The organism is Nodosilinea sp. LEGE 07088, assembly GCF_015207395.1.
GTDB lineage: Bacteria > Cyanobacteriota > Cyanobacteriia > Phormidesmidales > Phormidesmidaceae > Nodosilinea.
In genome coordinates this window covers 19,351-40,871 of sequence record NZ_JADEWX010000019.1, presented here as the reverse complement: position 1 = coordinate 40,871, position 21,521 = coordinate 19,351, and the positions used below count along the sequence as shown (strand labels likewise).

The following is a 21,521-nucleotide window of genomic DNA, read 5'->3' as shown; positions in this document are numbered from 1 at the left end:
CCGTTCTGCTCCGGAGAATTTAGCCCCTGTGAACAGCTTTAATGCCAAAACTCCCCTCACCGTAGGTGCTACCACTTACACCATCTACAGTCTGCCCGCCGCCGCTGCCACCCTGGGAGACATCAGCGGCCTGCCCTTTAGTCTCAAGGTGCTGCTCGAGAATCTGCTGCGCCACGAAGATGGGCGATCGGTTAAAGCGGCAGATGTCCAGGCCGTCGCCGACTGGCTCCAAACTAAAACCTCCAGTCGCGAAATCGCCTATCGTCCGGCCCGTGTGTTGATGCAAGACTTTACCGGGGTACCTGCGGTCGTCGATCTGGCGGCCATGCGCGACGCGATGGTTAATCTGGGCGGTGACCCCGACCAGATTAACCCGCTATCACCGGTTGATCTGGTGATCGATCACTCTGTCATGGTCGATGCCTTTGGTAGCGCCAGTGCCTTTGGCGAAAACGTCGAAAGAGAATTTCAGCGCAACTTTGAGCGCTACGCTTTTTTGCGCTGGGGCCAAAGCGCCTTTGATAACTTTCGGGTTGTGCCGCCCGGCACCGGCATTTGCCACCAGGTCAACCTCGAATATTTGGCCCAGGTCGTCTGGACTAAGTCTGAGACTGGTGAAACCATCGCCTATCCCGATACCCTGGTCGGGACTGATAGCCACACCACTATGATCAACGGCCTCTCAGTGCTGGGCTGGGGGGTAGGCGGCATTGAGGCCGAAGCCGCCATGCTGGGCCAGCCGATCTCGATGCTAATTCCCGAAGTGGTGGGTTTTAAGCTCACCGGGCAGCTCCCCGAAGGGGCCACGGCCACTGACCTGGTGCTGACTGTGGTGCAAATGCTGCGGGCGAAGGGTGTAGTTGGCAAGTTCGTAGAATTTTACGGCGACGGCCTCGACCACCTCACCCTGGCCGATCGCGCCACCATCGCCAATATGGCTCCCGAATATGGAGCCACCTGCGGCTTCTTCCCGATCGACGAAGAAACCATTCGCTATTTAGAGTTTTCGGGCCGCGACCCTGAGCGGGTAGCCCTGGTTGAAGCCTACGCCAAGGCTCAGGGCCTCTGGCGCGAGGCCAATACCCCCGACCCTATTTTTACCGATGCCCTAGGGCTGGACTTGGCCACCATAGAGCCATCCCTAGCCGGCCCCAAGCGCCCCCAAGACCGGGTTGCCCTAGCGGCTTTGGCCAACCAGTTCAAAACCTCTGACTTCCCGACTTTTAGCGGCAAAGACTACGCCGAGAAGCAATCAGTCCCCGTGGCGGGTGCCCATTACCCCCTCACCGATGGGGATGTTGTCATCGCCGCCATTACTAGCTGTACCAACACCTCTAACCCCTCGGTCATGATTGGGGCCGGCCTATTAGCCCGCAAAGCTCGGGAGAAAGGGCTCACCGTCAAGCCCTGGGTGAAAACCTCCCTCGCTCCCGGTAGCCAGGTCGTGTCAGATTATTTAGAGAAAGCTGGCCTCCAGGATGACCTGGATGCTCTGGGCTTTAATCTGGTGGGCTACGGTTGCACCACCTGCATTGGTAACTCTGGGCCGCTGCCTACTGCCATCGCTAGCGCCATTGACGACAACGACCTGGTGGTGGGGGCGGTGCTGTCAGGCAACCGCAACTTTGAGGGCCGCGTCAGCCCCCACACCAAAGCTAACTATCTAGCCTCGCCGCCGTTGGTCGTTGCCTATGCGATCGCAGGCAACCTGGCCATCGATCTCAAGGCCGACCCCATCGGTCAAGATACCCAGGGGCGGCCCGTCTACCTCAAAGATATCTGGCCCACCAGCGCTGAGATCAAGGCCGTCATGGCAAAGGCTCTCACCCCCCAGATGTTCCGCAGCCGCTACAGCAACGTTTTTGTGGGCACTGCCGACTGGCAAGAGATCGCAACCCCCGAGAGTCAGACCTATACCTGGAATGGCGACAGCACCTACGTCCAAAATCCACCCTACTTCACCGACATGCCGGCTAGCGTTAACGGTCAGGCCTTCGCCGATATTTTGGGTGCGCGACCCCTAGCGATTCTCGGCGACAGCATTACCACCGACCATATTTCTCCAGCGGGTGCGATTAAGACCGACAGCCCGGCGGGTAGCTACCTGGTGGACAACAACGTCATGGCTACCGACTTCAACTCCTACGGGTCTCGTCGAGGCAACCATGAGGTCATGATGCGGGGCACCTTTGCCAATATTCGACTCAAGAATGAAATGGTGCCGGGCTCATCGGGTGGGGTGACCCGGTATATGCCCGACGGCATCGACATGTCTATTTATGATGCAGCCATGAAGTATCAGGCCAGCGGTACTCCTTTACTGGTGATTGCGGGCAAAGAGTATGGCACGGGGTCATCTCGCGATTGGGCTGCCAAAGGAACCCGACTGCTAGGCGTCAAGGCCGTCGTCGCCGAGAGTTTTGAGCGCATCCACCGCTCTAACCTAGTGGGTATGGGTGTGCTACCGCTTCAATTTACCGAGGGCATGCATCGCGGCATGTTTAACCTCGACGGTAGTGAAACCTTTGATCTAGTAGGTCTTAGCAACGGTATTCAGCCCGGTATGACCGTTGAATTGATAATTCATCGCGGTGACAGCAGCACGACTACAGTGCCTCTACTGTGTCGTATCGATACCCTAGATGAAGTAGAGTACTTTCGCCACGGCGGCATTTTGCCCTACGTACTGCGGCAATTGCTAGCGGCCTAATTCGATCAGTCCCGTGGGCTCACTTGCTCTCTTTCAAGGGCGTCAGTTCCGCGCCCTTAACCCTGGGGTATTTTCATTCTTGAAAATTTTCTCACTCCTCAATGACTCATCAAAGCTCCTTGAAGACTCCTTGAAGTTGAAGGCAACAGCAGGGCATCTGACATCTATGCCCCCTATAGTTTGGTAACTGTTGGGGGAATCTTGGCAGTAGTGATCACCATTACCAGTTACCAGGGATGCCGATATGAGCTCGTCTATTGCCTCAGATCAAAACCCATCCATGGCCGCCCCTCAAACTTCGGCTGAAATCGGGGATGCTGACTGTGTCGTTAGCGTACCCTCGACCCTAACGCTCGTAGAGGCGGTTGAGTTTGAGCAACAGGTGAAGCGGCATTGCTTAAGCGACCCTGCTCCAACCAAGATTATTATCGACCTGGTCGAGACCAATTTCATTGACAGCAGCGGCTTAGGTGCGCTTGTGATCGGTTACCGTACTTGCCAGGCCAGGGGAGTTGTCATGGTGCTGCGCGGGGTGCAAGAGCAGGTACGCATGGTGCTGGCTTTAACTGATCTAGAGCAACTGTTTACCTTTGAAGCTGCTGCTGCCGGTGCTGTGACCCCATCGCCTAAACCTGAGAAGCTTTATGGGACACTGACGACCCATCCCTCAGTGACCTCGAAAGGTAAGCGTGTGCTCGATATCCTCGGAGCGCTAGTGGGCCTTGTTATTACGGCGGTTTTGGCAGTACCGATTGTGATTGCCATCAAGCTTGAAGACGGTGGCCCGATTTTCTTTAAGCAAGTGCGCTGTTCCTGGATGGGTAAGCGATTCAATATCTGGAAATTTCGCTCTATGGTGACCGATGCCGAGGCATTGAAGGCCCAGGTGAAAAATGAGGTCGAAGGCCCCCTGTTCAAAAACGAAAACGACCCTCGCATTACCAAGGTTGGACGCTTTTTGCGCCGCACCAGCTTAGATGAACTGCCCCAGTTTTGGAATGTGCTGAAAGGCGACATGAGCCTAGTGGGTACTCGCCCGCCTACCCCTGATGAAATTGAGCAGTACCGGGTGCCTGAGTGGCAGCGCCTTGACGTGAAGCCTGGCATGACTGGCGAATGGCAGGTTAACGGACGCTCAACAGTGAAAAAGTTTGAAGACGTTATCCGCATGGATCTCGACTACCAAAAGAACTGGAGCCTGATCTACGATATCCAGCTCATTGTGAAGACAATTTTGGTGCTGTTCTCTAAAAAAGCCGGGGCTTCCTGAGGCTCAGAATAATCAGCGATCTGGGTAAAGCTGTAGGACGATGGTGGTACCCAGGGCAGCTTATCGGTTTGTGATCTCAGGTTTTTAACCGCAAGGTGGTTAAAAATCACCGCTTGCCTCTGGTTGAGCAAGCCACGATACAGTAATGGTGTTGAGGTTGCGGATTAACCGAGCAGTATGGGGGTTCAGGTTCTAGCGATCGCGATTTGGGCAGGTAGCCTGGCACTGTACGGTGCCGCTTTTTTCTTCCCAGAGGTGCATCGCCGTCACGACTTTTTTTGGAGCGGGCTAGGGGCTTTCTATGGCCTCGTGCTATGGTTTTGCGCGGATCAGACCTCGCCTACTGAACTGCTTGGCCATGGGGCTAGTGTAGTGCTGCTGGGCTGGCTCAGCTGGCAAACGCTGACTCTGCGCCGCAAGCGGACGCCGCTCGATTTACAAACTCCGCTGACCCCAGACTCCTGGCCCAACTTCTGGCGACAGAGGCAACAGGCGCTGCTGGGGCTGCTGCGCGACACGCCACTGGCGCGGTGGCTGCCCTTGGTTGAGCCCGAGACCACCCGACGAGATCCCGCGATCGCCACCAGCGAAGTGCGAGCTTCCTCGCTCAAGGATGTCGACTACGAATTTGTGGATGAACTATCGCCGACGCCTCGCCGTCCCGCTCGCACGGCTGATAGTGGGCCGCCTTTTGAACCCATCCTGGAGCCAGGCGAGGTTAAGCCTAAATCTTCCCCGGCTGAGATCAAACGCCTGCCCCGAGACACCGTGCCGTTGGCTACCCAATCACCCAGGCCTGTCACCTTAGGTTCGCGGTTGGCAGGCTTACAGGCCTGGGTGAACGATTTGATCAAGGCCAAAACTGCCCCTAAACCCAGGCGGGCCGTGATTGATATTCCGCCCCGACCATCCCCCCTAGCCCGTACCCAAACCCAGCCCTCTGCGGCAACTGGGGCAGCGTTAGATGGGTCAACGTCGGGGCAGGCGGCGATGGTGACGATTGTCGATGCCGAGGCCGTGATCCCCAAAGGTGAGTCTGAAACTACCCAGAGTGAGCAACTGCCAGACAGAGCCTCTGCCCCCGCCGATGTTGAAGCGGGAAACTGGCCCGATGATTTAGACGAGAGTTTTGTTGACCCCGACCATCACGATTAACCCCGCAATTGCCATCAACCTGGCCTAATGTATATAGAAACAGCCTAGCTGAGATAGCGCCTTGGGCTGAATCTGCGATAATGACGCGGACTGATTGTTTATCCTTAGTCAACCTCAGGCTGTGACAGACACCAAAAGCTATAAAGATACCGTTCTGCTGCCCCAGACCAGCTTTGACATGCGGGCCAACGCGACCAAGCGCGAGCCCGAAATTCAAGCCTTTTGGGCCGAGAACCAGATTTATGAAACCCTGTCGACCAGCAACCCCGGCGAGGTGTTTGTGCTGCACGACGGGCCGCCCTACGCCAACGGCGACCTGCACATTGGCCACGCCCTCAACAAAATTCTGAAGGACACGATCAACAAGTACCAGCTGCTCAAGGGCCGTAAGGTGCGCTACGTGCCTGGGTGGGACTGCCACGGTCTGCCCATTGAGCTAAAGGTGCTCCAGGCGATGGATGCCGAGGCGCGGGCGAACCTGACCCCGATCAAGCTGCGCTACAAAGCCAAGGCCTTTGCCCTCAAAACCATCGATCGCCAGCGGGAGAGCTTCAAGCGCTACGGTATCTGGGGTGACTGGGATCACCCCTACATGACGCTGCTACCCGAGTATGAGGCCGCCCAGATCGACGTGTTTGGCCAGATGTACCTGAAGGGCTACATCTATCGCGGCCTCAAGTCGGTGCACTGGAGCCCCAGCTCGCAGACGGCTCTAGCGGAGGCGGAGCTGGAGTATCCTGAAGGCCACACCTCCCCCAGCATCTACGCTGCCTTTCCGATGGTGAGCGCAGCACCCGAGGCCAAAGCGGCGCTGGAGCCCTACCTGGGTGAGCTGGGCGTGGCGATCTGGACCACAACCCCCTGGACGATTCCGGCCAACCTGGGGGTAGCGGTGAATGGGGAACTCACCTATGCCGTGGTGGAGGTGGCTGCGGCCACGCCGTTCAGGTACTTGATCATCGCCAGGGATCTGTGCGATCGCATGGCCGAGGTGCTCGGTTCTGAGCTCACCGTCAAGGCCGAAATCAGGGGCACAGCCCTGGAGAACTCCACCTATCGCCACCCCCTGTTCGATCGCGAAAGCGCCATTCTCATCGGCGGCGACTACGTTACCACTGAGTCGGGCACCGGCCTGGTGCACACCGCCCCTGACCACGGCGAAGAAGATTTCAAGGTGGGCCAGCGCTACGGTCTGCCGATCCTGAGCCTGGTGGATGAAAAGGGCGACATGACCGCAGCCGCCGGTCCCTTTGCGGGGCTAAACGTGCTGAAGGATGCCAACCCCGCCGTCGTTGAGGCGCTGGAAAAGGCCGGTTCTCTGCTCAAGCACGAGCCCTACCGCCACAAGTACCCCTACGACTGGCGCACCAAAAAGCCCACCATCTACCGCGCCACCGAGCAGTGGTTTGCCTCCGTAGAAGGGTTCCGCGACCAGGCGCTGAAGGCGATTCAGGCGGTGCAGTGGATTCCGGCGGCGGGCGAAAACCGGATTACCTCAATGGTGAGCGATCGCTCCGACTGGTGCATTTCGCGCCAGCGCACCTGGGGTATGCCCATCCCGGTGTTCTACGACGAGGAAACGGGCGAACCCCTGCTGACTGAAGAAACCCTGGCCCACATCAAGGCCCTCTTTGCGGAAAAGGGCTCCGATGCCTGGTGGGAGCTATCTGAGGCAGAACTCCTGCCCGAGGCCTACCGCAACAACGGCCACACCTACCGCAAGGGGGCCGACACCATGGATGTGTGGTTCGACTCTGGTTCCTCCTGGGCGGCGGTGGCCCAGCAGCGCGATGAGCTCAAATATCCCGTGGATATGTACCTGGAAGGCTCTGACCAGCACCGGGGCTGGTTTCAGTCGAGCCTGCTGACCAGCGTGGCGGTCAACGGCCATGCCCCCTACAAAACCGTGCTCACCCACGGCTTTGCCCTCGATGAGCAGGGCCGCAAAATGAGCAAGTCGATTGGCAACGTGGTTGACCCCGCCATTGTGATCAACGGCGGCAAGAACCAAAAAACAGACCCGCCCTACGGGGCCGACGTGCTGCGGCTGTGGGTGTCGTCGGTGGACTACTCCTCCGATGTGCCTCTGGGCGGCAACATTCTCAAGCAAATGTCGGATGTGTATCGCAAGATTCGCAATACCGCGCGGTTTTTGCTGGGCAACCTGCACGACTTCGACCCCGCCAAACACGCGGTGCCCTACGATCAGCTGCCGGAGCTCGATCGCTATATGCTGCACCGCATGACCGAGGTGTTTGCCGACATTACCGACGCCTTTGAGAGTTACCAGTTCTTCCGGTTCTTTCAAACGGTGCAGAACTTCTGCGCGGTCGATCTATCGAACTTCTATCTAGATATTGCTAAAGACCGGCTCTACATCAGCGCGGCGGATTCGCCCCGGCGGCGCAGCTGTCAGACGGTGCTGGCGATCGCGATCGAAAACCTGGCCCGCGCCATTGCCCCGGTGCTCTCCCACATGGCCGAAGACATCTGGCAAAATCTGCCCTACCCCACCCCCTACAAATCGGTCTTTGAATCGGGCTGGGTGAAAATGGAGGACCAGTGGCAGCAGCCAGACCTGGCTGACACCTGGAGCCAGATTCGCACCGTTCGCCAGGAGGTGAACCGGGTGCTGGAGCAGGCTCGCACCGCCAAGGAGATTGGCTCTTCCCTGGAGGCCAAGGCGCTGATCTATGTCACCGACACCGATCTGAGGGCACAGCTAGCGGCGATGAATCCTATCGATGCGATTGCCCCCGGTGCCAACCATGTCGATGAGCTGCGCTACCTGTTCCTGGTTTCCCAGGTGGAGGTGCTAGATTCGCCAGAGCCTTTAACGGGCACAAAGTTCAGCACTGAGTCTGACGCGCTGGGTATTGGCGTAGTGGATGCGGCGGGCGAGAAGTGCGATCGCTGCTGGAACTATTCCACCCATGTGGGGGAGAGTAGCGAGGATCCGACCATCTGCGATCGCTGCGTTGAGGCTCTAGCGGGCTCGTTTTAACCCACGGAGAAACCGGGTTTCTAGCAGTGTCTCTAGCACCAGCGAGAGGTTAGGGACAGAAACCCGGTTTCTGGCTCCCAGCAACGGCAGGTAGGCAAAATCCTTTTGGGGGCGGCAATTAGAATAGAGTAAAGCTGCGAGGGAGCGGTGGCATGGTACTCCTCAATGATGTCTCGAATCGGTTAACCCTAGAAGATTCAGAAGAACGGCGGGTCTTTAGCCAGGTGTCTTGGCAGCAGTACGAAGCTCTCCTGGCCGATTTAGGAGAAAAGTCTCCCTATCGGGTGCATTTCTTAGCCGGAGATTTAGAAATTGTGGCCCCCAGTCGTCGCCATGAGAGCGGCAAGACCCGAATTGGGGATTTGCTGCTGATTTACTTTTTAGAAACCAATACCGAATACTTCCCCATGGGGTCGACCACCCTGCGCAGGCCAGAGCGGCAGGCGGGGGGCGAACCCGATGAGAGCTACTGCATCGGGCTGGATAAGGAGTTTCCTGACCTGGCGATTGAGGTGATTGTCACCAGCGGCAGCATTAATCGCCTGGAACTCTATCGCCGTCTGGGGGTGCGGGAAGTTTGGTTCTGGCAAAGCGTTGGCGAAGCCTCTCGCAACGAGAATCGCCTTGCCCTCTACCACCGTCGAGAAGACGCCCAGTTTGCCGCCACCGCTGGCTATGAAGCCATTGCCCGCAGTGAGCTGCTGCCCGGTTTAGATATCGAGCTGTTGACCCGCTGCCTGCAAAACCCCAACCCCCTCGCCGCCGCCAGGGCGTTTCGCCAAGGGCTTCAGTGAGAGATGAGAAGATCCCTGGGTTCTTTGAGAACCCAGGGATCTTTCTCCAGGCAGAGAATTTTGCTCAGGGTGAGCCGGACGGGTCTTCGGCAAACCTACCAAACCATCCGGCCCGGTTTTAGAGTTGGATGAGATCGCCCCCATCGCTAGGTTTGGACTCCTGATAGTACGGCTAGCCATGGGCCACGACCTCGTAGCTATCAACGCTCGATCGGGCTCAAAATCTGGCTCAGCAGTCGCAGCTGATCGGTGTTCCCCATGGTGATCACCATATCCCCAGGATAGAGACGGGTGTCGGCACTGGGGCCAAAAATGAGCGCCCCATGATCGCGGCGGATGGCCAAAATTAACGCCCCCGACTGGCGACCCAGCTGAGCTTCGGCCAGGGTTTTGCCAACAACGGGGCAGCTATCGGGCAGCAGCAAAAACTCTTCGACGTAGACCGCCCGCTCGGTTCCCGTTAAAATACCATCTAAAAAATCGACCACCTGAGGGCGCACCGCCGCCGCCGCCATTCGCTTGCCGCCGGTAATATAGGGCGACACCACCACATCGGCTCCGCCCCGCTGGAGCTTCAGAATGGCTTCTTCAGTGCTGGCCCGGGCAATGGTACGAATCTTGGGCGCCAGGGTTTTGGCCGAGAGCACAATATAGAGATTTTCGGCATCGGAGGGCAGCGCCGCCACCAGGCATCGAGCCCGCTCTACCCCCGCCTGGATGAGCACCTGATCTTGGGTAGCATCGCCCTGGAGAATGGTGTACCCCAGTAGCTCCGCCGCATGGGTAGCGGTATCGTCGGAATCGACCACAATAAATGCAAGATTTTCGGCCGCAAACTCTGTGGCTACCTGCTGACCGGTACGGCCAAAACCGCAAATAATGTAGTGGTGTGCCAGCGAGTCCATAAACCTGCGTTTTTTACTAAGACGTAACCCGGTTTGAAAGTGCCCCTGCACAACCGCTTCAGTAAGATTATTGAGAATATAGGCGATCACCCCCACCCCCATCATGATTAGCACAATGGTAAACAGCCGTCCTCGGGGGCTGAGGGGGTTGGTTTCACCAAAGCCTACGGTAGATAGCGTAATTACCGCCATATAGGTGGCATCAAGCCAGCTCCACCCCTCCATAAAGCGATACCAGAGTATCCCCGAAAACACTACAAACCCCAGGGCGATCATGCCCCGCAGCAAGTGTCGCCGGGTACGGCGGTAGTTTGCTTCGACTAGGGTCTCACCATAGTGAAGACGGTTTTGGCGCACGGGTATCAAGCTCTACAATCGGCCCTGGAAGGTTGCCTGACATGGGCTTAAAACCACCATCGTGGTTGCCTACTGCCTTGAATAATTGTAGGAGCAAAAAAACGCCCTGGGGATTAACCAGGGCGTAAACTGGATGTGTCGCAGAAAAATCTAGTCGGCTAGGCGTATGCGGCCAGCACGAATGCTATCGAATATGCGGTTGATATGCTGGCGATCGCGTAGCGTCAACATCGGGTTGCTGAGTATGGCTGCCGATAACGTGAGGTGGTCGCGGCGGCTCAAAACCCCCTGGTCAATGGCGGTAGTCATTACAGCTTGAATATCTACAATGGGATTGTGAGATAGGGATGACGCCATAGTTGTAGATCCTGGATGCCGTAGTGACGATGGTAGATATCTAGCGGTATAAGGAGAGCTTTTGTAGCAGACGCTACTTTGCTCTACTCTCTTCAGCATGCCCAACCCCTTGAGATTACGGTTGAGCCGCCGATAAAGATTTAGTGGAACTTTATTAAACCTCAGTTAAGAGTCTATTCCCCAGGGAGAAGTTACGGAAAATGACGCCGACATCGACACAGAACATGGTGATCTATCGGGTTGCAGCCTTTCGCGACAACTATATTTTTGTGCTCTACGATGCTGACCACGGATTGGCTGCTGTCGTTGATCCGGGCGATGCCAATCCAGTTATACACAGGCTGGATGAATTGGGAGCAACCTTGACGGCGATCTTAAATACCCATCACCACAGCGACCACGTGGGCGGCAATCGGCAGTTGCTAGAGCGCTTCCCTGGAGTGCAGGTATATGGTGGGGCCGCTGACCGAGGCCGCATTCCTGGACAGACACACTTTCTAGAAGCGGGCGATCGCCTGACTATCTGTGACCGTCAGACTGAAGTCCTCTTCGTGCCTGGCCATACCCGCGCCCACATCGCCTATTACTTTGCCCCGGTCGCAGCCGATGGCTGGGGGGAGCTTTTCTGTGGTGATACACTCTTTGCCGGAGGCTGTGGTCGGCTGTTTGAGGGTACTCCCCAACAGATGGTCACGTCTTTAGATCAGCTGCGGCGGCTGCCCGACACCACGCGCGTCTGGTGCGCCCACGAGTACACCCTCAACAACCTTCGGTTTGCCATTACCGTCGATAGCGATAACCCAGCCTTAGCCACCCGGCTGGCGCAGGTGCAGGCAGCCCGGGCCCTGAAACAGCCTACAGTCCCCGCTGATCTAGGCTTGGAGAAGCAGACCAATCCCTTCCTTCGATGGGATCACAGGTCGCTCCAACAGGCTGTCGGGAGTGCTGAAGCGGTGCAAACCTTTGCCCGGCTGCGGGGCAAAAAAGACCTGTTTTAGCCGCGAGTTTTGGGGATTAGTTGCTATACAATCACTACAACAGCGTCATTGAGACGTACCCCCAGCATGAAGATTCAAAGGGCAGGATCTAGCTATGATGCTCAAATCGACTACCCGGCATATTCACATTTACACCGCTATTGTGGCCAACAATGAGCTGGTGCCCAGCGACGACAAGCTGACGCTAGACATTGATCCTGACAACGAATTCAACTGGTCTGAGGATGCTCTCAAGGCCGTCTATGCTGAATTTGACCGCCTGGTTGATGCGGCCGCTGGCGAAGATCTGACCGACTATAACCTGCGCCGCATTGGCTCTGACCTAGAGCATTTTGTGCGGCAACTCTTACAGCAGGGGGCCATTAGCTACAATCTTAAGAGTCGCGCGCTCAACTACAGCATGGGCCTTCCCCGGGTTGAACCTGACCCATCGGTATCTCACTAGACTGGCTTGCAAACCCGCGACCTATGCATCTATCACCTAGGATTAGTTACCCGGGTTTAGTTACCATGGGTACGTTAAGAGCCGTTTACCTGCACCCTAACGGATTGTGATCCAGTGCTCTAATCCATCCTGCCGGTCGGTATCAACCCCGCCGACCAGTCGCTGCAAAGTCTGTGAAACGCCATTGCAGTATCGGTTTTTGCTGGCTGTGGGCAATCGTCCGCTGACACATTCTCCTAGCCCGCTGGTGGCCGGACGCTTTTTGGTATGGCATGGAGATCAGAAATCTGCGGTCGGAGCCCATCGCATTTGGCTCGACACTCGCCCCGATACACCGCCGCCAGCCTTAGATCGGGTGCCCCCTGTGGTGATGCCGTATCTCAAGCTCTTTCATCTGGCTCACCACATTCCCCGCCCCTATGCATACCTCAGTCGGGAGCAAACGGGGTTAGAGACCGAGGTGTTGCTGCTGGATGCGGCTCCCATCGGCACCCGCTTGAATGATCAGACGACTCCCTGGAAAACTGAGGCAGCATTGCTGCCGTCTTTACCCCAGGTGTGGGCGCAGGGGTCTGCCCTGCGGCAGCTTAACTGGCTACGTCAAATCGCCATGATGTGGACGGCTCTGGCCGACCAAGGGGTAACGGCTACACTGTTAGCCCTAGACGAACTTAGAACCGATGGAGCGCTGCTGCGGTTGACGACCCTCGTCACCGACAAGGCTCCCCTTACCTTAGTTGACCTGGGGCGACGATGGCAGGAGCTAGTGGCTACGGCTCAGCCGCCGATGAAAGGCTATCTAGACTGGTTGACTCATGCCCTTGCCGAGGGACGCATAACAGCAGCAGAAACGCTAATTGCTGAGTTAGAAGGGGCTATTCAAGCTCTGGCTCAGGGGCTGCTGGTGACGGTGGACTGGACTGCGGATACTGACCAGGGGCCGACGCGCGATCGCAACGAAGACGCCTGCCACCCTGAGAAACTGTCCTATCAGCAGCGGCTGACGAGCAAAACTGTCAGCGTCGAAACGCCCCCGCTATTGTTGGTCTGTGACGGCATTGGTGGCCATGAACAGGGCAATGTGGCCTCCCAAACGGCGATTAAGCTGCTTCAGCAGGAGCTAGAACCCCTAACCCAGCAGTGTAATTTGCCCCCGGCAGCGGTAGCTCAGCGCCTGAACCAGGCGCTGATTTTGGCTAACGATACCCTCTCAACCCGCAACAACGACGAACAGCGTTCGGCCCGAGCCCGCATGGGCACAACGGTGGTGCTTGCTCTAGTGCATTTTCCCTACGTTGCGATCGCCCACATTGGCGACAGTCGTGCCTACCGAGTTAGTGCGCAGACCTGTTACCAGATCACCGTCGATGATGACGTCGCCTCGCGGGAAGCGCAAATGGGCTATGCCCTTTACTCCGAGGCGGTTCAGCTACCCAGCGGCGGTGCCCTGATCCAGGCTCTGGGAATCAGTGAATCGGGCTACCTCTACCCCACGGTGCAGCATCTACTGCTGGATGATGCTGCCGTACTGTTGCTCTGCTCCGACGGACTCAGCGACTATGACCGGGTCGATGCGCTAGCACCTCATCTGGTCGCGCCTTTGGCGACGACAGCAACTCCCCTGAGCGCTCCAGTCGCTGAGTTGATTCAACGGGCCAACCAGCTCAACGGCCACGACAATGTCACCGTAGGGCTGATGCGGTTTGCGCCCCAAACCAAGACTTTGCCGACTCTGCCTGCGCGGAGTCTGCAGCAGGCTGATGCCCCCTCCCACTCAGACTTACCCCCTCCAACTCCGGTGCTAACGGCTCAGACGACGAACACCCTGACTGTGGCTCCTGCGGATGCGCCTCAGCCTAGATCTAAGGTCGCCTGGGTTCCCTTTTTCGGCGGATTAATAGCGGTCTTAGCTACTTTGGCAGCGGTTGGCTTTGGCCTCAGCCGTCGCCAATTGGCCCCTGTTCCCTTCCAGCCCCTCGCTCGACAGTGGGCGATCGCGCCCTTGGCAGGGCAGCCTTTGCCCAGTAATGCCCTGGCTGCCACCGCCAATGTGCCTGTGGGCTCGTTTTGGCAAGCTGAGAATGGGGCTGGGTTGGGGGCGGATAGAGACCCCCTGCGGCTCAGTCAACGGCCTACGAGTATCGCTGAATCGACCGCCATGCCTCCCGTGGCGATCGGCAGCATCCTCAGGGTTATCAGTCGCCAAACCGCCGCCGACAATACTGACTGGGTGCAGCTCCAGGTCTGCTCGATTCCCTCCGGTATCTCTCTAGATCAACTACCTCAGGAGGTCGATCAGGAGACCAATAGCGATCAGCCCATGACTGCGCCGGTAGCCCCTGACCTCACCCAGCGGTTATCGGCTCCAGGGGATAAAGGCTGGGTGCAAGCCCGTCAGCTCTACGCCGCGACGGCCTTTTTAGACCTGGTGACCCCAGCTCAGGCAGGCCGCTGTGGGCCGTAACTCTCGCCCTTCCTCGCGGTTCCGCGATCTCCCTCATTTGATCCATCCCGGCCCTGCCGCTTTAGGCCTACCTATGCTGTCGTCCAATGCACTCACGCTCTGCCTTGCCATCGATCGGCTCACCGAGGCCGACTCCAACCACTATGCTATCTGGGTGCTAGAGAGCCCCTTTCCAGGGGGGTATGCCCACCACGATCGCCTGTGGGATGGCCAGATGGCTCAGATCTGGGAGAGTTGGCAACAGTTTTTCTCGCTGCGGGGATTACCGCCTGTACCCCACGTGCCGTCGGCCTATGTACCTCAGTTTCACCTGGACGACCTGCTCGATCGAGTGTCTCCAGCCGCGGAGTCAGAAGGGTATACCGGACGCCTGATGCAGGGGCTGGGTGTGAGTCTGTGGGAATGGTTGTTTGATGGCCCCATTCGCCAAACCCTGGAGCGCAGCTTGGGTATCGCAATTGGTCAAAACCGCCCGCTAAAACTGCAGCTGGAGGTGCGCCCGCCAGAGCTAATCAGCCTGCCCTGGGAGATCATGCAGCCGGAACCCGGCTGTCCGGCCCTCTCACTGGGGCCACGGGTGTTGTTTAGCCGGACTACTAGCACCGTCGAGTCGCTGCCCACAGTAGAGTTAGACACGTCCCTGCGTATCTTGCTGGTACTGGGCCAAGATGCCCCCGGTGAGGCTACCTCTGGGCAGCCAGATCAGGTGCTGCAACTACCGCAGGAAGCCGAAGCCCTCAAACAACTGCTAGAACTCAGTGCCTCACGCCTCAGCTACCAGGGCACTAGCCCGGTAGTTTGCCAAGTACAAACGCTGATCGAACCCGATGCTAAAACGTTGCTAACCGCCCTAGAGGCTGGCTACTTTAACGTATTTTTCTACGCTGGCCATGGGGTACCCGCCCCCGATGGAGGGCTACTGTTTCTGAGTCAGCAGGGCAGCCTCAGCGGCACTGAACTGGCCCAGGGGCTCTCTCGCAACGGCATTCGCCTGGCGGTGTTTAATACCTGCTGGGGGGCTCAGCCCGACCATCAGCAGCAGCAGGTTATTCCCCGCAGCAGTCTGGCCGAGGTGCTGCTCCACCACGGCGTGCCGGCGGTGCTGGCGATGCGTGATTCGATTGCCGACGAAGAAGCCTTGAGCTTTATTCAGGTGCTGGCTCGGGGACTAGCGGAGCGGCAGCCGGTGGCCCAGGCGGTAGCCCTGGCCAGACAGCATTTGCTGACGGCGTATCGGTTTAACCAACCTGCCTGGAGCTTACCCGTACTCTACCAACATCCTCAGTTTGAGGGGAGCTTGCTGCGTGAGGCTACTCTGGCGGTGACCCAACTGCCAGGGCAAGACCTGCCAGCTACCCAATCGGTGGTGTTGCGCTGCTTGAAAACACCGGCCCGGATGTGGCGACTCTATGATGGGTACCTGCGGGTCGGACGATTACCCGACAATGACCTAGTGATTTTAGAGCCCTGGGTCTCGGGTCAGCACGCGGAGATCTTTTGCCGCAACCAGTTTGACAACGGCGTGCAGGAGACCTGTTACTATCTACGCGATATGTCGCGCTACGGATCATATTATTTTGATGGCAGCACCTGGCAACATGTCCATCGAGCCGAGGTGCCCCTCAGAGTGGGAACAGCCGTGCAGTTTGGCAGTCGGGAAGGAGAACTGATGGAATTCACCCTGGAGGGTAACCCCAAGACACCTGGGCCATGCTAGGAAAATACAAAATTGTTCGCTCTGTGCGGAATGCACCTGGGGCGCTGTGTAGTCACCTTTGTCAGATTTGTTACCATCACGTGCTTCTATAGTTTCTATAGTTAATTCTATGAACCAGCCTTCTCACGCTCCAAGCCCCGATGCCGCCATGACCGCTGAACACGATTTGCTGGCCAGTATTCTCGCCGCTGAGGCGGTCTACCCTTGGCTACCGCTGTCACCCGAGGCAGAAAGCTATCTCACGGGGCTAGAGGCAGAGTTAGATGCAGTGGAGGATGGTAGTGACGTATCCGCTGCGATCACAGCTGGTTGGCAGGCCCTCTCGGCCCAGATGACCACACAAATGGCTGCATATGATACTGCCTCAGCCTTGTCCCAGCCTGCTGTTGCCTCTGTGCTGGGGCAAATTAGTCAATTTCAGGAGCGCATACCGGGCGGGTTGCTGCAAAGCCTTGCTACTTCAGCGACGACCCTGGCTCGCAGCGGTCAGCCCCTCATTGACCAGCTGGTGCAGTGCGTGAGTGTCGTTCTACCTACCTGGAATGCCGATGACCTGGCAGTGCTAGCCCGTCCTCTGGCCTACTCTCTACGGGACGGTCGGGGGGAGATTTTAGACCTTAACCTGCGGGCCATTTCGACGGCCCCTTGGGAAAATTTATCTGATATAGAGCAAGCGCGGCTGACGTTAGCCATTGCTTCGGTCGCTCTCCAAACAGCTCAGACGACTGCAGATGACGTATCGGTATCGTAGCTGTGTGGCCTGCTCATCAGCGCACCGACACCGGTTACGCTTGCCACCATTACGATCTCGTAACGCTTCACTGACAGTCTGAGTTTCGCGGGGAATGATAGAGGTTGATTGCTCCTCCTTAGCTTCACTCCCTATGGGATATAACCTTATGGCCTGCTGGCGGCGCCAGCAGGCGCGGTACCACTACCGTCAGGCCTTAAATCAAATTCGCAAAGGCAACCTGGACGCGGCTCTCGGGTCACTGCCCTGCCTGCTCAAGCACCACCCCCACCCCGCTAATATCCATCTTGAACTGGGTAAAGCCCACTGGCAGGCGGATCATGCAAGCGCGGCCCTAGAGCATTTCAACCAGGCGATCGCCCTTGACCCAGCCAACGTGCGCGCCTACGGCAACCGAGGCTTACTGTACTGTCAACAAGGGCAGACTGACCAAGCCCTGGCTGACTGGCAGATCGCCCTAGAGCGCCAGCCCGGCCACTCGCTGATTCACTACAACCGAGGGCTCTTGTACCTGCGACAGCAGCACTACACCAGCGCCCTAGCTGACTTTGACAGCGCGATCGCGGCCAACCCCAATCTGGCTGAAGCCTATCTGCACCGGGGTTACACCCAGGAAGCCCTAGGCCATCCCGATGCTGCCGCTAGGGATTGGGAACTGGCCCTCTGCAACGACCTCAATCTCGACCAGGCCCGGGTCAAATTGCACCATGCTCACCAGGCTCACCGCGATCGCGCTCTGTCTCGACGGCTGCAGACTGAGCTGGGGCTCAAGCAGATTACCGTTGTTGCCCAGCAACACGACAACAGCCTGCGCATTGAGATCTATCGTCCGGTAGGAGTAGGCATCAACTATTTCACCCTGCCCGACCAGCTACGGCGGCTGCTCATCAGCTGGCAAATGGATGACATTTATAGCTTTGATCTAACTGGCCAGGTACAAGACCAAGACGTGGTGGAATGGCGAGGCCACTACAAGCTATTTCAGGGCCAGCCATGCCCGCCCGCTCGCTGGCACCAGGTGCTGCTGACCGCGTTTTTTATTTTTCCGCCCCTAGGTATTCCAGCTCTGGCCTGCGCCATGAACCTACGTCAGGCCTACCAACGGGGCGATTACCTGACGGCAAAACAGGCATCTAAGGCGGTGCAGGGGCTGTGCCGCGCCGGAGGTATTATCTCTCTCACTCTGGTGACAATGCTAGTAGGCTACTGGGGCTACCAGCAGGTCTACGACTCTCCTGACGTATCGGCCAGCCCAGCCCAGCTTTTGCCCCCTAGGCCATCGGCTCTGGCTGAGGCTGATGACTAGCGACCAGATCTGGCAGCGACATCGTTTCGTAGCGTTCAAAGGGCTGATGAATCCACGGGTTATCTGGCAGGTAAACCACGTGATAGTCAGGCTTGAAGATGGAATCAGCTTTGTACCACAGCACCGCCGTACGCAGGTCGTCAATGTAGAAGCCGTATTTGTGGCGCAGCCAGGTAATCGATTTATTGAGGCTATAGCCCGAGTCAACCAGGTCATCGACGATCAGCACTTGGCTACCCAGGCTGGGTGTGGTCATGCTCAGATCGCGGGAAAAAGTAATTGATCCTCGGGTGCGGCCATCGGCTCCACCGTAGGAAGCCGTGGACAAAATCGCCAGCGGCACATCAAATAAACGACAGAGGGTATCGCCTACCCGCAGTCCACCTTTAGCCAGACACACAATCTGGTTGAAGGCCCAGCCCGATTCGTAAATCTGAATCGCCAGCTTCTCAATGTCTCGGTGGTAGTCGTCCCAACTTACGTAGAAATCAGCCATGCTCCTCCTCCAGTGAAACAGCGTTGCCCTATCGCTGCCCCATCGCCTGCCCGATGATCTGAGCTCAATTTTGGAGTTTTGCCCAGGAAAGCGCTACAGTTCCTAAGCTGGACTCGGTGTAGAGCAGGCCACGATGGGGAAATAATACACTGATGTCGCTCTTTGAATTGTTGGTCTGGTGTCTATCCACCAAGTAGGTAACCTATGGCTGCTCCCGTTTCGTCCTCCGGTGCTGCTCTGCCGCCTGCCCCAGAAAAATTCTCAATCTGGGGCAAGCTGGCCTTTGGCGCTGGCGACATTGGCCCCGGGATGACGGCCAACCTGCTGGCCTTTTCGTTTTTGATCTTTTTGACCACGGCGGCAGGTCTGAGCCCCGTGGCAGCGGGATCGGTATTGGCGATCGGGCGCATTTGGGATGCGATCAACGACCCATTTATTGGCTATCTCAGCGACAAAACTCGCACCCGCTGGGGCCGTCGCTATCCCTGGATTGTGCTGGGGGCGATTCCCTTTGGGGTGACGTTTTTTCTCACCTGGGTGGTGCCGGGGTGGGAGAGCGACGCGGCCCGATTTTGGTACTACGTGGTGATGTCGCTGCTGTTTCAGGTGTTTTATACGGTGGTGAATTTGCCCTACACCACCCTCACCGCTGAGCTCACCAAAGACTACGACGAGCGTACTGAGCTAACTGCCTTTCGCCTGGGGTCATCGCTGTTTGGCGCGATCGCAGCCCTGGGCCTGGGCCTGGTGATTACCCAAGTCATTACTGATCAGCGCCAGCAGTACCTAGTGCTGGGGGGCATCTGTGCCGTGCTGTCGGTCCTACCCTTGCTGTGGTGTGTGTGGGGCACCTATCCCTACGCCGTGCAACGCAACGCCCTACAGCCCGCCGACACCGACGAAGTGGCCCTCTCCTTTATTGCACAAATCAAGGTGGTGTTTGCCAACCGAGCCTTTTTGTTTGTGGTCGGCATCTATCTGTTTGCCTGGCTGGCCTTGCAAATGACCGCCAGCATCATTCCGTTCTACGCCACCTTTTGGATGGGCCTCGATTCGTACTTCTTGGCGGCGCTGCTGGTACAGGGCACGGCGATTCTGATGATGGTGCTAGTCAACCAACTTAGCCGCCGCCTGGGCAAGCAGGAGGTGTTTTACATCGGCATTGGCATCTGGATCATTGCCCAGATTGCCCTATTTTTTGTGCAGCCAGGCCAGGTGGCGGCGCTGTACCTGCTGTGCATTGTGATTAGCTTTGGGGTGGCCACCGCCTACGTAGTGCCCTGGGCGATGCTGCCCGACGTGATTGAGCTCGACGAGCTTAAAACTGGCCAGCGCCGGGAGGGGGTTTTCTACGCCTTTATGACCCTGTTGCAGAAAGTGGGTCTGGCCCTAGGCCTGTTTTTGGTTAGCCTGGCGCTGCAATTTTCGGGGTTTGTCAGCGAGGCGCCCCAGCAGTCTGACTCAGCCCTAATGGCCATTCGGGTATTTATTGGCCCGGTGCCGATGGTGCTGCTGCTCTGTGCCATCGGTCTGGCTCGATTTTACCCAATCACCCGCCAGGTCCACGAAGAAATTTTGCTGAAGCTATCTGAACGCCACAGCTCTGACAATCAAGACCAGCCCAGTACATAAATGCAGACGTGAGAAGGCAGAACGGGAACCCCAGGTCTCATAAGGGTTTCCGCGTGAGTAAACAGCTGGGTTATTTCCGCCTCAGAGTACTAGGTTGCCTAAAATAGTTCGTCCTTACCCCAGATCTACGGCAAACACCCAGTCTTGATAGGTGGCGTCGCGTCCCTCGGTGATGGCGGTGAGTTTATCGCGCAGGCGATCGGTGACGGGGCGATCGGTCGGTAGATTGTACGACTCGACTTTGCGTACCGGGGTAATTTTGGCAGCGGTGCCGCTGAGAAACACCTCATCGGCGATCAGTAGCTCAGATTTATCGACTGGGCGCTCGACCACCTCAATGTCTAAATCTTTTGCCAGGGTAAGAATGCTGTCGCGGGTAATGCCTTCAAGAATATCCTGCTCGTAGCCAGGGGTAATCAGTTTACCGTTGCGCACAATAAACACATTCATGCCCGAGGCTTCGCTGACTTTGCCCTGGGAATTCATCAGAATGGATTCGTCAAAGCCCGACTCAACCGCCTCGGTTTTAGCCAGCGACGAGGTAATGTAAGCCCCGCTAATTTTGCCGCGCAGGGGTAGGCTGCGGTCTTCTTGGCGGTACCAGGAGCTAATGCGGCAGGTAACCCCCTCAGGGGACAGGTAGTCGCCTAACTCTAGACCGTAGATAAAGAAGTTTTTCTCGACATTGTGCAGCCGGGGCGAGATGCCCAGGTCTGAGGTGTAAACAAAGGGGCGAATGTAAAAGGATTTATCGGGGCTATTTTTACGCACGAAATCTTCGATCACGGCCTGAATTTTGTCGGCGGGCAGGTCGTAGTTGAGTAACCGGGCGCTAGTGCTGAGCCGCTGGCAGTGGCGATCGAGCCGAAAGAGCAGGATGCGGTTGCCACGCGCTGGGTCAGGGATACCGCGCAACCCACCGAAGGCCCCGGTGCCGTAGTGCAGGGCGTGGGTGGCGATCGAGATTTTAGCGTCGCTAAACTCGATAAACTGGCCTTCAAAATAGGCGACGGGCAAAAAGTTGTGCATGGCTACGGCTGGGCAAAAATCGGCATTCTACAAGGATAGACCGAATGGACAGCCTTATTAACAGCCGTCTTAACTGGCCAGACCTCAACTTGGCGGCAGGCGGTAAACTCTGGCAAAGCTAAATCTGCTGA

At 57.4% G+C, this 21,521-nt stretch carries 16 protein-coding genes; 12 read left to right on the top strand and 4 right to left on the bottom strand.

The annotated features are described in order from the left end of the window. Window positions 1-28 precede the first annotated feature (28 nt). From acnA to IQ254_RS07220, 5 genes are all read left to right on the top strand, one after another. Complete coding sequence (gene acnA / locus IQ254_RS07240; RefSeq protein ID WP_193965498.1) at window positions 29-2,710, top strand: aconitate hydratase AcnA; 2,682 nt, start codon at window positions 29-31, stop codon at window positions 2,708-2,710. A 280-nt stretch (window positions 2,711-2,990) separates the two neighbouring features. Further along, a complete protein-coding gene (locus tag IQ254_RS07235; protein ID WP_278000306.1) occupies window positions 2,991-3,980 on the top strand; it encodes an anti-sigma factor antagonist in 990 nt (329 codons plus the stop codon). A 177-nt stretch (window positions 3,981-4,157) separates the two neighbouring features. Further along, window positions 4,158-5,135 (top strand): Ycf66 family protein, encoded by a 978-nt coding sequence (locus IQ254_RS07230; RefSeq protein ID WP_193965496.1) that lies wholly within the window; start codon window positions 4,158-4,160, stop codon window positions 5,133-5,135. Between the two features lie 121 nt (window positions 5,136-5,256). Continuing rightward, complete coding sequence (gene ileS, locus IQ254_RS07225) at window positions 5,257-8,139, top strand: isoleucine--tRNA ligase (RefSeq protein WP_193965495.1); 2,883 nt, start codon at window positions 5,257-5,259, stop codon at window positions 8,137-8,139. A 152-nt stretch (window positions 8,140-8,291) separates the two neighbouring features. Then, window positions 8,292-8,933: a Uma2 family endonuclease gene (locus IQ254_RS07220; protein ID WP_193965494.1), complete on the top strand. Its 642-nt coding sequence runs from the start codon at window positions 8,292-8,294 to the stop codon at window positions 8,931-8,933. A gap of 200 nt (window positions 8,934-9,133) precedes the next feature. Here IQ254_RS07220 and IQ254_RS07215 read toward each other — a convergent pair whose 3' ends face one another. Together IQ254_RS07215 and IQ254_RS07210 are read right to left on the bottom strand one after the other, a co-directional pair. Beyond that, a complete protein-coding gene (locus IQ254_RS07215; RefSeq protein WP_193965520.1) occupies window positions 9,134-10,114 on the bottom strand; it encodes a potassium channel protein in 981 nt (326 codons plus the stop codon). Between the two features lie 231 nt (window positions 10,115-10,345). Continuing rightward, window positions 10,346-10,552, bottom strand: a complete 207-nt coding sequence (locus IQ254_RS07210; protein ID WP_193965493.1) for a hypothetical protein — start codon at window positions 10,550-10,552, stop codon at window positions 10,346-10,348. Between the two features lie 224 nt (window positions 10,553-10,776). Here IQ254_RS07210 and gloB point away from each other — a divergent pair, with 224 nt between their 5' ends. From gloB to IQ254_RS07180, 6 genes are all read left to right on the top strand, one after another. After that, window positions 10,777-11,550, top strand: coding sequence for a hydroxyacylglutathione hydrolase (gene gloB / locus IQ254_RS07205; protein WP_193965519.1), 774 nt, complete (start codon window positions 10,777-10,779; stop codon window positions 11,548-11,550). A gap of 94 nt (window positions 11,551-11,644) precedes the next feature. Beyond that, window positions 11,645-11,995, top strand: coding sequence for an NAD(P)H-quinone oxidoreductase subunit M (locus IQ254_RS07200; RefSeq protein WP_193965492.1), 351 nt, complete (start codon window positions 11,645-11,647; stop codon window positions 11,993-11,995). A gap of 208 nt (window positions 11,996-12,203) precedes the next feature. Continuing rightward, complete coding sequence (locus tag IQ254_RS07195; RefSeq protein WP_313887391.1) at window positions 12,204-14,459, top strand: protein phosphatase 2C domain-containing protein; 2,256 nt, start codon at window positions 12,204-12,206, stop codon at window positions 14,457-14,459. Window positions 14,460-14,532: 73 nt separating this feature from the next. Further along, window positions 14,533-16,176 (top strand): CHAT domain-containing protein, encoded by a 1,644-nt coding sequence (locus IQ254_RS07190; RefSeq protein ID WP_193965490.1) that lies wholly within the window; start codon window positions 14,533-14,535, stop codon window positions 16,174-16,176. A 109-nt stretch (window positions 16,177-16,285) separates the two neighbouring features. Continuing rightward, on the top strand, window positions 16,286-16,927 hold the full coding sequence (locus IQ254_RS07185; RefSeq protein ID WP_193965489.1) for a hypothetical protein: 642 nt from the start codon (window positions 16,286-16,288) through the stop codon (window positions 16,925-16,927). A gap of 133 nt (window positions 16,928-17,060) precedes the next feature. Next, window positions 17,061-18,233, top strand: a complete 1,173-nt coding sequence (locus tag IQ254_RS07180; RefSeq protein ID WP_193965488.1) for a tetratricopeptide repeat protein — start codon at window positions 17,061-17,063, stop codon at window positions 18,231-18,233. On the opposite strand, the gene IQ254_RS07175 is transcribed toward IQ254_RS07180, so the two are convergent. Further along, the gene (locus IQ254_RS07175; protein ID WP_193965487.1) at window positions 18,199-18,729 is read right to left on the bottom strand and encodes a phosphoribosyltransferase; all 531 of its coding nucleotides are present in this window, start codon (window positions 18,727-18,729) and stop codon (window positions 18,199-18,201) included. The genes IQ254_RS07180 and IQ254_RS07175 overlap by 35 nt on opposite strands. Window positions 18,730-18,933: 204 nt before the next feature. Here IQ254_RS07175 and IQ254_RS07170 point away from each other — a divergent pair, with 204 nt between their 5' ends. Next, the gene (locus tag IQ254_RS07170; RefSeq protein WP_193965486.1) at window positions 18,934-20,361 is read left to right on the top strand and encodes an MFS transporter; all 1,428 of its coding nucleotides are present in this window, start codon (window positions 18,934-18,936) and stop codon (window positions 20,359-20,361) included. A 114-nt stretch (window positions 20,362-20,475) separates the two neighbouring features. On the opposite strand, the gene IQ254_RS07165 is transcribed toward IQ254_RS07170, so the two are convergent. Beyond that, window positions 20,476-21,390: a branched-chain amino acid transaminase gene (locus IQ254_RS07165; RefSeq protein WP_193965485.1), complete on the bottom strand. Its 915-nt coding sequence runs from the start codon at window positions 21,388-21,390 to the stop codon at window positions 20,476-20,478. Window positions 21,391-21,521 lie beyond the last annotated feature (131 nt).